The 12,891-nt window shown below is 59.2% G+C and carries 15 protein-coding genes; 6 read left to right on the top strand and 9 right to left on the bottom strand.

Going from position 1 to position 12,891, the window contains the following annotated elements:
* Positions 1-153 precede the first annotated feature (153 nt).
* On the bottom strand, positions 154-459 hold the full coding sequence (locus AC6H34_RS30300; RefSeq protein WP_497541388.1) for a putative quinol monooxygenase: 306 nt from the start codon (positions 457-459) through the stop codon (positions 154-156).
* A gap of 325 nt (positions 460-784) precedes the next feature.
* Positions 785-1,063 carry a BufA1 family periplasmic bufferin-type metallophore gene (locus tag AC6H34_RS30305; RefSeq protein WP_448147082.1) on the bottom strand — a complete coding sequence of 93 codons (279 nt, stop codon included), beginning with the start codon at positions 1,061-1,063 and terminating at the stop codon, positions 785-787.
* A gap of 121 nt (positions 1,064-1,184) precedes the next feature.
* Here AC6H34_RS30305 and AC6H34_RS30310 point away from each other — a divergent pair, with 121 nt between their 5' ends.
* Together AC6H34_RS30310 and AC6H34_RS30315 are read left to right on the top strand one after the other, a co-directional pair.
* Positions 1,185-1,742, top strand: coding sequence for a sigma-70 family RNA polymerase sigma factor (locus tag AC6H34_RS30310; protein ID WP_448147083.1), 558 nt, complete (start codon positions 1,185-1,187; stop codon positions 1,740-1,742).
* The gene (locus tag AC6H34_RS30315) at positions 1,739-2,374 is read left to right on the top strand and encodes an NrsF family protein (protein WP_497541389.1); all 636 of its coding nucleotides are present in this window, start codon (positions 1,739-1,741) and stop codon (positions 2,372-2,374) included. Before AC6H34_RS30310 ends, AC6H34_RS30315 begins: the two co-directional genes overlap by 4 nt.
* A gap of 321 nt (positions 2,375-2,695) precedes the next feature.
* Here AC6H34_RS30315 and AC6H34_RS30320 read toward each other — a convergent pair whose 3' ends face one another.
* Positions 2,696-3,439, bottom strand: coding sequence for an SDR family NAD(P)-dependent oxidoreductase (locus AC6H34_RS30320; protein WP_497541390.1), 744 nt, complete (start codon positions 3,437-3,439; stop codon positions 2,696-2,698).
* Positions 3,440-3,550: 111 nt separating this feature from the next.
* Between AC6H34_RS30320 and AC6H34_RS30325 the strand changes: the two genes are divergently transcribed.
* From AC6H34_RS30325 to AC6H34_RS30335, 3 genes are all read left to right on the top strand, one after another.
* Positions 3,551-4,444: a LysR family transcriptional regulator gene (locus AC6H34_RS30325; protein WP_497541391.1), complete on the top strand. Its 894-nt coding sequence runs from the start codon at positions 3,551-3,553 to the stop codon at positions 4,442-4,444.
* A gap of 609 nt (positions 4,445-5,053) precedes the next feature.
* Entirely contained in the window at positions 5,054-5,293 is a 240-nt protein-coding gene (locus tag AC6H34_RS30330; RefSeq protein WP_497541392.1) for a DUF982 domain-containing protein, read from the top strand.
* A 174-nt stretch (positions 5,294-5,467) separates the two neighbouring features.
* Positions 5,468-6,733, top strand: a complete 1,266-nt coding sequence (locus AC6H34_RS30335; protein WP_497541393.1) for a cation:proton antiporter — start codon at positions 5,468-5,470, stop codon at positions 6,731-6,733.
* Between the two features lie 199 nt (positions 6,734-6,932).
* Here AC6H34_RS30335 and AC6H34_RS30340 read toward each other — a convergent pair whose 3' ends face one another.
* The 3 genes from AC6H34_RS30340 to AC6H34_RS30350 are packed head-to-tail and all read right to left on the bottom strand — an operon-like array spanning position 6,933 to position 9,021.
* Positions 6,933-7,133 (bottom strand): hypothetical protein, encoded by a 201-nt coding sequence (locus tag AC6H34_RS30340; RefSeq protein WP_497541394.1) that lies wholly within the window; start codon positions 7,131-7,133, stop codon positions 6,933-6,935.
* A 32-nt stretch (positions 7,134-7,165) separates the two neighbouring features.
* Entirely contained in the window at positions 7,166-8,521 is a 1,356-nt protein-coding gene (locus tag AC6H34_RS30345) for a virulence factor family protein (protein WP_497541395.1), read from the bottom strand.
* 38 nt (positions 8,522-8,559) lie between these two features.
* Positions 8,560-9,021 carry a MarR family winged helix-turn-helix transcriptional regulator gene (locus AC6H34_RS30350; RefSeq protein WP_497541396.1) on the bottom strand — a complete coding sequence of 154 codons (462 nt, stop codon included), beginning with the start codon at positions 9,019-9,021 and terminating at the stop codon, positions 8,560-8,562.
* Positions 9,022-9,215: 194 nt separating this feature from the next.
* Between AC6H34_RS30350 and AC6H34_RS30355 the strand changes: the two genes are divergently transcribed.
* Positions 9,216-10,508: a chloride channel protein gene (locus AC6H34_RS30355; RefSeq protein WP_497541500.1), complete on the top strand. Its 1,293-nt coding sequence runs from the start codon at positions 9,216-9,218 to the stop codon at positions 10,506-10,508.
* Between the two features lie 9 nt (positions 10,509-10,517).
* On the opposite strand, the gene AC6H34_RS30360 is transcribed toward AC6H34_RS30355, so the two are convergent.
* From AC6H34_RS30360 to AC6H34_RS30370, 3 genes are all read right to left on the bottom strand, one after another.
* Entirely contained in the window at positions 10,518-11,168 is a 651-nt protein-coding gene (locus AC6H34_RS30360; protein ID WP_497541397.1) for a TVP38/TMEM64 family protein, read from the bottom strand.
* A gap of 268 nt (positions 11,169-11,436) precedes the next feature.
* Complete coding sequence (locus AC6H34_RS30365) at positions 11,437-12,096, bottom strand: cytochrome c oxidase assembly protein (RefSeq protein ID WP_497541398.1); 660 nt, start codon at positions 12,094-12,096, stop codon at positions 11,437-11,439.
* Between the two features lie 150 nt (positions 12,097-12,246).
* On the bottom strand, positions 12,247-12,810 hold the full coding sequence (locus AC6H34_RS30370; protein WP_497541399.1) for an invasion associated locus B family protein: 564 nt from the start codon (positions 12,808-12,810) through the stop codon (positions 12,247-12,249).
* Positions 12,811-12,891 lie beyond the last annotated feature (81 nt).

Below are 12,891 nucleotides of genomic sequence, written 5' to 3' on the forward strand. Positions count from 1 at the left end.
ACCGGACATGGCAAGCGAACATCCTGCTTTGCTGAACTCGATCGGCAAAAGAGCGTCAATCGTTCGATGAGAAGATGGGGGCTCTTGGAAAGGTATTTCCGGTTGTCATTGCAGCACTGACGACTGTCCAGGCCCACCCCTGCGGGAGACGATCTACGCCCCTGGTAACTTGTCTGCCAGGACAGAAGGCTGTCGGATCACAGGCGGCAAGGCGAGCAGATCTGACGCGTTTGCCATCAGGGACGCGGCTACCGCCCCGCTCAGATGGGCGTTGCGCCCAGCTTCGGTATCGAAGGCATCGAAGATCGCAAACGTGTCATTGTCATAGCGGACGGCGAACCAGGCCACGGTGCCGGGTTCGGACGCAACCAAGCCTTGGGCGCTTCCGAGGAAACTGGCAATGGCCTCCTCCTTGCCAGGCTTGGCCTTGAGTTCGACGTAGATGGCAAAATGCGTCATGGAAATATCCTCTTGTTGCGACTGTGGTGGCTGCTGGTTTTACAACGCAGCGAGATAGTTGGATGGGAACATGTCCTGCTTGGCGCCCACGTCCATCCTGGCTTTGAAGACGTGTGGCCCGGACAGCTCCGAGCCGAGACCAGCTTGAAGGAGTGTTGCGGCCTGTGCTGACCGTACTTGGGCAGGAAGAGCGTTACGGCAGGGGCGAGATGCCATGACTGGAGGTTCAATCGGGCTGACGCCGAAGCTGCAACTCTGCATGGGCAAGGGGATGGGGCGGCTTCCAGGTTCCGCGTCGGGACGAAATAGGAGCCGCCCCGCCGCGTCAGGCCCTGCCGGGCTTCAGCGTGCCCTTGATCGTGTGGCAGGTGCCCTTGGGCACCAGCTTGAACGACGCCTTGTCGTAGTCGATCGTGGAATGCCCGGCGCAGTCATGCTTGCCGGCGGCACAGTCGTTCTGTCCCTTCAGGGCGACGCCGTAGCACTTCTCCTTGCCGATGGCCTGCTCGGGGCTGACAGGGCCGGCGAAGGCGGGCATCGCAATGGCGGCGAGGGCCGAGGCGAGGGAGCCCGCGAGGGCGAGCGTTACGATACGACGATCCATTATGGTATCTCCATGGAATGCAGCGAGCCGCTATCGGCTTGCAACGGCTCCTACGTCGGACTGCCGGCGATCATTACGGCCCGTAACAAAGACGTGAACCCACGCGTAGAAGGGGTGAGGCGTGCATAATTCCCCACGTGAAGAAGAGTGGGCGGCATGGCTGCGGGCGGCGATCGCAGGTGACGGCGGAGCCTATCGGCGCTTCCTGCTGGCGGTGACGCCTTTCCTGCGAGCCCTGGCCCGCAAGCGCTGCGAGAGTTTCGGCGCCCCACCGAACGAGGCTGAGGACATCGTGCAGGAAGTATTGCTGGCCATCCATCTCAAGCGGGGCACGTGGGATCCGGCACGCCCGCTGGGTCCCTGGCTTTCGACCATCGTCCGCAACAAGATGATCGACACCATGCGCCGCCGTGGTCGGCAGACGGTCGTCCCGATCGAGGACGTGGTCGAGACGCTGCAGGCGGAGGAGCAGACGGATGATCTTGATCACCTCGACATCGAGCGCCTGCTTGCGCGTCTCAAGGAGCCGCAACGCGATATCGTGCAGTCCATCTCGGTGCGCGGCACGAGCATTCGGGACACGGCGGCCCGGCTCAACATGTCGGAGGGGGCAGTACGCGTTGCCCTGCATCGCGCTCTCAAGACCCTGGCGGCGCTCTACCGGAGTGACAAGTCGTGAAGACCGATGATTTCATCAAGGCGTTGGCTCAGGACAGCGCGGTCCGCTGGCGGCTTGGCCGGGCCCTTGCCGCCGCCTTCGCCGGAGGTGTGGTCATCGCCGGCATTCTCTTCTTCTGTTCCATCGGCATGCGGCCCGATGTCGGCGGTGCCATGCATACGGGGCGCTTCCTGTTCAAGTTCCTGGTCACTCTCACGCTGGCTGCGACGGCAACCGGCCTCCTGCTGCGCATGGCGCAGCCCGGCGTTTCACTGGGCGTGTGGGGCAAGGCCGTGGCCGCCGCACCCGTGCTGCTGGCGGTGGCCGTCATCGTGGAACTGGTGGTTATGCCTCCCTCCACCTGGGAGACGCGCTGGATCGGTACCAACGCCCGCTATTGCATGATGCTGATCCCGCTGCTGGCAGTGGGGCCGCTGGCGTGCATTCTTTATGTCATGCGCCAGGGAGCCCCGGAGAACCCGGGTCTCATGGGAGCGATAGCCGGGCTCGTCGCCAGCGGCATTGGCGCGACCTTCTATGCCACGCACTGCCCGGACGACAGCCCCCTTTTCGTGGCGACCTGGTATCCGCTGGCGACCGGCGTCGTGGTGCTGGCCGGCTATTTCGCGGGCAGGAAATGGTTGAAATGGTAGGTCGTTCCAATCATGAAATGTACCACGCTGCTTGTGTGGCCGGTTTCCTGTGCGATCGGAAATGCTCTTCCGCGGGCGCGGGTTGAGCGTGATCGATGCACTTCGCCATCTCGGTAACGTTTGCTAACGTTGGCTCCGAGTATCGACACCGAACCTAAACCCTCCCGCGCTATCCGCAACGCAATCCTAGCCATGCCCGCAGCTTGCGCTCGTTGAGAGCTCTCAACAAACTGACTTCATATATGGAACTATGGAGCGTCCGAGGCGGGCTGGGGAGCAAGACCGCCCCTCAGGCCCCCTCAAGATGCCTTCCTGTTCCACCTAGCGCTGTCCGCCTGAAGCAGTGATACGTTCACCGGTTAGCCAGGCTGCCTGGTCTGAAGCCAGGAACAGCGCGACGCGCGCGATGTCGTTCGGACGCCCGAGGCGCCCCATCGGTAAGGTGGCACCGATGGCTTTGGCGCTGTCACCGACAACGCCGAGATCCGCCAACCCCTCGGTCTCCGTCATGCCAGGCGCGATGCTATTCACGCGAATGCCGCGACTGGCAAGCTCATTGGCAAGTGCCTTGGTCACAGCGTCCACGGCCGCCTTCGAGGCCGAATAAACCGCGGAATTCGGCACCGGATTGGCGCTGGAGATCGAACTCAGATTAATAATGCTGCCACCAGCGGGAAACGAACGGGCCGCTTCCTGTGAGGTAAGCAAAGTGCCCAGGACATTGATGTCGAACTGGCGTCGATAGTTCTCCTCCGTCACCGCGTCCAATGGTTCGAAGCTGAAGACGCCAGCATTGTTGACGAGGATGCTCGCTGGCCCAAACGCAGCGTTTGTCACTGCGAACAGTCGCTGCACATCGGCGCGCTTGCTAACGTCACCCTGAATGGCGACCGCCCTGCCGCCCTCACGCTGGATTTCATCTACCAGCCTCTCGGCCGCCTCACGACTCAAGGCATAGTTTACCGCAACCGCTGCACCAGCCTTGGCCAATTCGCGTGCGATCGCTGCGCCAATCCCCTTCGAAGCGCCCGTCACAATTGCTACCTTGCCGTGAAGGGTGTCCATGCTGCTTCTCCTTCAATATGTCGCCGTCCGTTGCGGCACTTGCGGGGAGATAATGCATGCAACGATCGTGCAGTAGCGCCGACATCTCGATATAATATATACGTGTTCCGCATGAATAATCGTCTGCAACAACTCGCCGCCTTCGTGCGCACCGCGGAGACCGGTAGCTTCTCCAAGGTCGCAGGCGAGTTCGGCTTGTCGCAACCCTCGATCTCGCGAACCGTGGCGGCGCTGGAGGAAAGGCTCGGCGTCAAACTCATCACACGGACCACCCGCCAGCTGTCACTCACCGCCGCAGGAGAAGCACTGCTACCCCGGGCGCGTGAAGCGCTGGTCAGTGTCGAGGAAGCGGAGAATGCTGCCCGCGGGGCCGATCGATTGTCGGGTCTCTTGCGCATCGCCATGCCGCCGGCGTTCGGTAGCAGGCTTGTCGTTCCGTTGCTGCCTGCCTTCCTCGAACTCCATCCCGAGCTCAGCGTCGATCTCAAGATGGCCGACCGTTTCGAGAACTTGATCGCCGAGGGGGTCGACTTGGCACTACGTCTCGGCGACCTGCCTGATTCCAGCTTCGTGGCACGCAAGCTCGCGACTGCGCGGCGGCTTTTTATCGCTGCACCAGCCTATCTCGACCGTCACGGCGCACCGCTCGAACTCGCCGACCTCGCGAGACATCAACTAATCGAGGGACCCAGCGGCGGCGGCGAATTCAATTGGACGGCCTGGCGCGCCGGCACTGTCGAAACCCAAGCCATCGATCCCCGCCTGCGCACCCGCTCAGCCGCTGGCGTTGTCGCTTGTGCCTCGGCCGGACTTGGGATCGCCACCGCCTCCATCTGGATGTGCGGTGAAGAACTCGCCTCGGGCACTCTGGTCGAGGTGCTTGCCGAGTACGAGCTCCAGCCCGTCAGCGCTTATATAGTCTTCCCCACGGGCAGGCGACCGACACGAAGGGCGCGAATTTTCGCCAGCTATCTAGAAGAAGCTCTGCGAACTCCAGTATCATAGCGAAATGTCCTGAGCTGCTATCGAGAGGCTCATGAAACTGCAGTGAAATCTGCATCGGCACGCGCCTACTCGGAGAACTCGCCCAATCCGGCAGAGGTATTTGTGCTGATCGCTTGTATGCGGGAGGCGGGCCTAGCGACGAAGTGGTTCGCCAACGGGCGAGCTGCGCAAGGGCTTTAGATCCCATACAGGGGCTTTAGATCTCATAGGTGGATGCGTGATGAGAGTCGCCCAGTAGCTTTCGGCCCTTGGGCGTAGTATTCGCCTTCCGTGTTCCGACCCCTCTCTTTGGGTACATGACCTTGCCGGTCCTTTTCATCAGAAGCGGGCGAGTGACCTCGCCTGTGGTGGGATTGTGTATTTGGCGATAGATCGTTGCGCCAACCAGCAGTTTGGACCACGCCACTCTACAATATCGGCGGTCGCAAGACATCGAGCTCCGGGCAAGGAATAGGTCACTGGACTGCCCCTATCGCGGTGGACAAGCCCCGCCTATGACATAGTAGGTACGAGGCATAATCGGGGTTTCCTCTTTCCTGCACGCCAAGGGCCTCAGCAACCTTGGAACTGAAGAGACGCCTCAACTATTTCCGCGTGGGAGGAATTAGCGTGCATCGCCCCTTCAAGGGGCCTGACCAATTTTCGCGAGAAAACCACTTGATGCAAATCGTGGCCAATACCGACGCCGCACTGTTCCTGCTTGAGCGGCGGTGGCCGGCTGCAAACGGCTCGGCGCGCGAGAAGGCAATCCGCGTTTGTCATCAGGTTGGACTTGGCGAGTCATATCCCGACGAAGCAAGGGAAGCGCTCATGGGTGCGTTGAAGCAGGCTAAGTTTGAAGTATGGTGATCAGAATCTATGAATTGTATGGATACGTAGGCTCAAGATCAGATCTACCATAAGCGCAGCAACGGTTCGCCCTCTGTTGGGCGCTACTCATTAGTTTGCATAGTGTCCCGGTGCACCCCGTGCATAATATCCCTGAGCCGTGCAACGGTGTGGCACAGAAAGCCAAAAATTGGAATGACACAAATATCTCCGTTCGACCTCGTTTCAATCTTGCTAACTCTTTCAGCTGCTCTCGCCTACCTGAACTATCGGCTTCTAAAGCTTCCTCTTACCGTTGGGCTCCTCATCGGAGCTGTAGCCGGCACAATGGTCCTCATAGCGATCGATGGCTTTGTCCCAAGTATCGATTTGAAGAACCAAATCCGAGGGCTGCTCGCTGCAATCGATTTTCCTACAACGCTGCTGAATGGTTTTCTGGCCTTTCTGCTGTTCGCTGGCGCGCTGCACGTGAACTCCGCAGACATGTTTGCCCGAAAATGGACCATCCTCGCCTTGGCGTCCTTCGCTACGGTTCTTTCCACAGGCTTGATAGGTGTATCGCTTTTTGCTGTCGCAATGGTTTTCAGCCTCGGTATTCCACTAGCCTGGTGTTTGGTTTTCGGGGCCCTGATCTCTCCGACCGACCCGGTGTCGGTCCTCGACGCATTAAAGCGCGTTGGCATTTCGCGACACTTGCAAGCGACGATTGCGGGGGAGAGCCTATTCAACGACGGCGTCGGTGTCGTACTTTTCACGCTGATGCTCACCTTGACCACGAGCGGGCATCTGGCCGATTTCGGCCCAATTGAAATAATCCGCCTGTTTCTCGTCGAGGCCGTAGGTGGCGGGTGGCTCGGATTGGTACTTGGCTATGCAGCCTTTCTGCTGATACTTCAGGTAGACGACTACAACGTTGAATTATTGGTCTCTCTCGCGTTAGCCGCCGGAACCTATAGTTTAGCCGGATTTCTGCAGGTTTCAGGACCGATAGCAGTCGTTGTTGCCGGGATACTTTTCGGCAATCACGGCATGCATAAAGGGATGACCCAAAGTTCTCGTGAGCATTTGGATACCTTCTGGCATTTGGTGGAAGGTATTCTCAATGCAGTATTGTTTGTCATGATCGGATTGGAAATAGCAGCTATCGATCTCGACGGCCGAGCAATGGGAGCATTGGCATTGATGATACCAATCGTTCTGGTCATCCGCTGGCTAAGCGTGACAGCGTCCGCGATGCCGTTAAACCTGCACATTCCCACTGCTCGCCGGCGCGGCTCGTTTCTAGTTCTTACATGGGGCGGCCTTCGCGGCGGGTTGTCGGTTGCCATGGCATTGTCCCTACCCGAAAGCCCGAGCAAAGCGCCAATACTCACCCTTGCATATGGCGTCGTGGTTTTCTCCATTATCGTGCAGGGACTTACGCTTGAGCGTGTCGCCCGACGATTTCTTGCCCATCCATAAGCTTGATGCGAACCGGGCATGCCTTAGACGGCTCGCCGGCACGCAGTGCCCTTGGAGCGCACCTCTCGGCCAAAGAAGGTCGGAGGGAGCTGGGGCGATCCCAGGACCCTGCGGGTCCGGGGCAGGGAAACCGCCTTGCCAAAAGCAAATTAGGACAGAAGGCTTGCCCCTTTCTGTGCGGCGGGACTTGTCGCGCTGATCAGCCGCTCGGATGCGCGGTGTGTTGTTGACCGTCCTGAACGAGAAGATCGCCTGGACCGTCCCGTATGGTATGGACCAGCATCGCAATGCCAATCGTCATCAAAAAGGCGGCAATCCAGCCACGGTCGCAACGCAGGGCCCAAAGAGAACCAAACAGAAGGGCTATCAACATTACACCAGTCGTTGCATTTTCCATCATCCATCATCCCTCCAGCCTACGATCCCGAATATCTATCCGTCGGTACCTTCGCGCTTGCGCAAACCCATCAGGATTTCGTTTGCAATGCTCAGATATTCGCCGTTGAAGTGGTGGCCACCATCTGTCTTAAAGACATCGGTTTTGCGCAAATCGAGAGACGGACAACTGGTGTCCGGGTCATTCTCGCCGTAAAAGCACTGGATGAGTCCCCCAGGTATCTTGGCAAGTTCCGGCGCAATCGGAATTGCGTCGTGACTTGCGATGCCGAGCCAGTCGGAGATCCTGATTTCCCAATCCGCCTTTGCACCGACGCCGAGAAAAGAGAGCATGACGATGTCTGTCTTCGTATCGGGCGGAAGCGCGTTGTAGGTTGCCGCCAGAACATCGGCGCCGAACGAATATCCGATCAAGGCGACCTTCGTCGCATGCCACTTGGCCTGGTAGCTCCTTATTGCTGTGGCGAGGTCCGCAGCCGTTTGTGCCGGAGTCTTTCGGTGCCAAAAGTAGCGCAGGCTGTCCCATCCCAGGACTGGAACCCCATCATGCTGCAGAAGCCGACCGATACTTCTGTCGAGGTCCCGCCAGCCACCGTCCCCCGACAGCATGACAGCCATGGTGCGACTGGGGGTGGAGACGGGAAGAGGAACGAGCGGCAGCGCCGCAAAACCCTGCAGGTCCAGCTTTTCGAGGTGAGGTAAGACCAGCATTGCGAGTGCGCGGGCTCGGTCGGTTCCCATCTCAGGATTCACGTCGATGGGGGTACCTTGCTCGCGTTCGAGTTGGACGGCTGCGCGCTGAAGAGGCGAAGCTTGCGGTGTCAGGCCGACTGACCAGAACCCATTCGTAGTCAGCGGTGGAGTGCCGAATCGGTTTCCGGACGTGATGACCGTCGACAGCACCGAACACGAGAGCCCCTGCGGCGTCTGCACCTGCGGATCGATGGTGACAGCACCCGCGATCGTGTGCGGGGGGGAGCCCGCAAGTATCAACTGGGCGAGCGCACCGCCGGCGCCCATGCCCACCAGAATCGGAAAATGATAGTTATCTCCTACCCGGCCACGCTGCAGCTTCTGGCTCAATCCCTCCACGTCTCCCACCAGGTCGCTGCACGGCCGCACGCCCGGTCGGGGCAAGGGAACCACATTCGAAAGATAAGTGTCGAGATCGACGCCGACGGCAAGCGAGCCTTGAGCTGCCAGGGCATCCAGTGCACGCTGGTCTTCCTCTTTCCAGCCGCCGCTATCGGAGAACAGTACCACATAGGCCCGGGCTGTTCCTGGCGGTTCCGCCAGGCGGACTTGGCCAAAACGCCCCCCGTCGACTGCCCAACTCGGGGTGGGGGTCGCAAGGGCCATCAGGCAGGCGATGGCAATAATCAAACGCGTCATGCTAACCTTTCACGCGGCTTTCGAATGGGGGCTGAGCCTTATCCTCGTGGTTTCACGACGGCTTGGAGTGTCTTGGCAAATCGTGGGCCTGCACGCCGAAGCTCCTCAACATGCAGCGATGCGAGCGAACGCAAATAATCTTCCCCCAGGCTTGTGAGGGTCACGAAGACCCGCCGCTTGTCGCCAGGGTCTGGAACGCGGGTTAGTAGACCCAGCTTTGCCATACGGTCCACGAGCGATACGGCGGTGTGGTGGCGGATGAACATGAGTTCCGCCAGATCACCGACCGACAGGGGCTCATGGCTCGAAAAGCCCTTGATCGCAACGAGAGCCTGATATTGGTGCGGCGTGACACCAGCATCGGCGGCTGCGGCTTCCGAGAACGCCAGGTACTTTCTGATCTCATACCTAAAGCGGGCGAGGGCGTCGTAGTTCACATCGGCTTCTCTCTCGGCGTCATTTTTGGCGACGTTGGGAGAAGCCTGCTTTTCCTTGAGCATATCGGACTCCGAAAGGCAGCCTGCATCGTCGCTTGAGATAATGGTCCAACGACATTATATCGAGTTTCGATGTATTTCAATTGCGGTGACTATGTCGTCGCCCCTGATCTCGAGAAGGTCAAGCCGTGCCGAGCAAATTGCAGGAAAATCGTTCATCGCCTGTTGGCGCGGTCGATGCGCCAGTTCTGGGATGGATGTTCCGCATCAGGGCGAAGGGCGTGCCTATCCTCCTGCGCCGGCGCGCGGCAACGACGGCAGGAGCAGTCACACTCGGTCTGACGGCCCTGTGTTTTGCCTGGTTCGCCGACCAGGCATCGAAGCTCTTTCAAGTCCTCTACCAACAGGTTCCTTACGCCCCCTTGGTAATCACACCCCTTGGCCTTGCAGGTATCGTCGCCCTTACCACGCGTCTTGCTCCAGCGGCCCGAGGATCCGGGATACCTCAGGTAATCGCTGGGGCAGAGGATCCAAGGAGGGCCGTCGGCGCGGGCTTGATCTCGTTGCGCACGGCATTCCTCAAGTGCCTCGGCACCGTGGGCGCGCTTCTCGTTGGCGCTTCGGTCGGGCGCGAGGGACCAACCGTGCAGGTGAGCGCAGCCATCATGGCCTTCATGCATCGGGCGATGCGGATCGAGCTTTCCTCGGCGGTGGTGATCGCCGGCGGCGCGGCAGGTGTTTCCGCAGCTTTCAATACGCCGCTCGCGGGCGTTGCCTTTGCGATTGAGGAACTTGCCGCCTCCTACCAGCAGCGACTTGCCCTGTTGGCGATGGCGGCGGTCATGATCTCCGGTTTGGTCAGCCTTGGTCTGGCCGGTGATTATGTCTATTTCGGTGCCGTTCATCAGACCATGGCGCTGGGTCCGTCAATTGCGGTAGCACTGGCCGCGGGCATTATCGGAGGTATTTGCGGGGGCGTATTTTCTCATCTGGTGATCGGTTTCGGGCGCTCATCCTCGCCTCTTTTAGTGAAACTGCGATCGCGTCCGATCGTCCTAGCGGGAGGCTGCGGCCTCATAATCGCGATTTTGGGGATTGCCACGGGTGGCGCTACCTGGGGCGCAGGCTACGATTCAGCCAAGATGCTCGTCGAGTCTCACCCCCAACCGCTCTGGTACGGACCGGCCAAATTCCTCTCGACCTTGGTGACGATGTTCAGTGCCACGCCCGGCGGTATCTTCGCCCCCTCGCTTGCAACCGGTGCCGGCGTTGGTAACATTCTGTCTCTTCTGTTTCCCGGCCAGCCTTTAGGTGCTGTCGTCATTCTCGGCATGACGGGCTATTTCGTTGGGGTTGTTCGCGCTCCCCTTACAGCCGTCCTGATCATTGCCGAAATGACCGACAGCCGGGCGATGATCCTCCCGCTTCTCGCAACGGCCATCCTTGCCGACGGTGTCTCAGCCTTCATATGCGCCGATCGTCTGTATCATAGCCTGTCAAAGGGCTTTCTGATCAGGCCGGCGCAGGAAGAAAAGCCAGGCGTCGCCTAGACAGACCGGCTAGGAATGATCCCGGCAACGTTCGAGCGGCTGCCTGACTGGTTGGGAAAGCAAGAGTGTCTCTCGCAGCTTCCGGCCAACGAGGATGAGAGCCGCAAAACCTGCACCAAGCCCAATGGACAAGAGGATGATACGCAGTTGGGAAAGGTTTCCTGACAAAGCTTCTCGGGCTTGAGAACCGAGAAAGACCTCAAGCGCAATCCCGGGCAGTATGCCAAGAGCGGTTGCGGTGATGTAGGGAAGGAATCGGACTGAGCTTGCACCGAACAACAAGCTTTGAATGCTGGAAGGAGCAATGGGTGAAAGCCGGCACAGCAAAACGATGCGCCAGCCCTCACCTCGAATTGTATCCAAGGCCAGCGCGACCAGTTGCCAGCGCTTGGTTAATTTCCCTCCCAAACGGCCCCGCAGCATCGAGCCAAGACAGAACGCTGCAACCGCGCCGGTCAGAGAACCGGCAAGAGCGATCGGAATGCCCAGGAAGCCATAGACCGAACCGACCAGGACACAGAGCATAGGCCGTGGCAGAATGGACACGCCGCTCAGGGCGAACAGGGCCATCATGCTCCACACACCCCAGAAGCCCGCCAGATGAAGGGAATGGGAAAGCAGTTCGAGACGGGTTGAGGTCGCGGAAACAAACTCACTCATCCAAACGCTCCGTTGGTCTTTGGAGATGCCCACGGCTTCATTTCGGTTCCGCACATAAGTAACTCTACGAAGGATAGCTCACAGGGTAAATCGATATTCGATATATTCCCACCACGCGATGGCAGCAGATTCAAAAATCCTCACCGGAAAGAGTCAGGCGGCAACGCCTGGTAAGACTTTGAAAATGAACCGGTTGCCGCATCAATTCCCCGGGGTCGACCTACGGCGGCCGTCAGCATTGCAGGCCAAAGCCGCGCGGTGGGACATGTCATGGCTCCTCTCTGCGCACTGCGTCATTCGTGAATGGCGTTGCGGTGGAAACCGGATGGGAAGCTTCGGCCTTCGATCCTGCTTTGAGGTTTCGCACTGCTGCCATTTTTCCGGGCTGTAGCTGTTCTTGTGCATAGAAGGTATAGGAGAGAGTGAGTTCCTGGATGTTCTCGGCGGTGTCGTCTCGCAACAGGGCATCGTCGATATAGAACACGACCGGCATTCTTGCAGATTGCTTTGCCTCAAGGCGCTCCTGCGTAAAGCAAAAACACTGGATCTTGTAGAAATAGGGAGCGACTCCGGAGGGCGTAACGTTGTAGACGGCACGAGCGATCGTCGCTCGCCTCGAATTGTTGACCGCGTCGAAATAGACCGTGGTCGGTGAATTGACTTGAACATCCACGGAGCGCTGCTCCGGACGGAAGCTCCAGTCAAGGCCCGGCGCCACATTGGTATCGAACAGAACCCTCAGCTTGCGATCTGAACGGGCGCCGACCACTGCTACGCCGGCCGACCGCCTTGTCGTACCACCATAGCCCGTCGCGCCGCAAAACATGCGATAGAGCGTCGGCGCGTAGGATACGGTGACGAGCATGCTGGCGACAAAGGTACAGGCCAGAAATACAGTCAGTCGAATGCCGTCTTTTCTGGGCGCCATGGCTTCATCCTATAAAATGAGCCCCAATAACCGAGCCAGATGGCGTAGGAACACAGCGATATCGCCAACTCATGACGATCGAGATGAGAAGTCTCCTGAGCGCCCACAGCCGCAACGCGAGTGCTCCGGCGCACTCGCGGCATGCAGAAATCATCTGCATCGCCCAACCGCTGTCGCCCAGGCCGCGGAGAAGCCCGTGAGCGAATAGGTGTCGCTATTGCGATTGCCGCGGCTAGAGGTGCTGTTCACCCGAACATCCCGTCCAGTCCTCATCAGATCGACGATTGTCTTTCCATCGGCATCGTTCTGCGGCCAGGCATTCTCTCCTTGGCCATAGAGTGTAAAACTCTGACCATTGATCTGTAGTGTGTGGGAGACTCCCTTTTTCGCAGGAAAACCCAGCGCAACAGCGATTTCCGGAGCGCCTTTTCCACCTGGTGGATTGGTGACGAAAAGCGTGCCAGGATCGCGCTTCAGACCATCTGGGGACCTGCTTTTCGGCGAACTCGAAATAAAACAGCTTACGGAGTTCTTCGAGCCGAGAGCATAGGCTGTCCAGTCGCCTGATGCACCGATCTGTCGGGGATCGGCAGCCATCGCAGGAGAGGCAAGGATAACGAGCCCCGTCGCGATACATATGGCCCGCGATCCGTGCAGGCAGATCGCCGCAATGCGTCCTGGTGCGTAGGTAGGGCGAGGCACGGATACGATCAATGGCAATACTCCTCGTGTTTCGTGCGATGGGACCTGGGCAGTTGAGCGACGAATAGGTCTCATTTGGAAGCCAAGGGACGA

It is taken from the genome of Labrys sp. ALF-8, assembly GCF_059699065.1.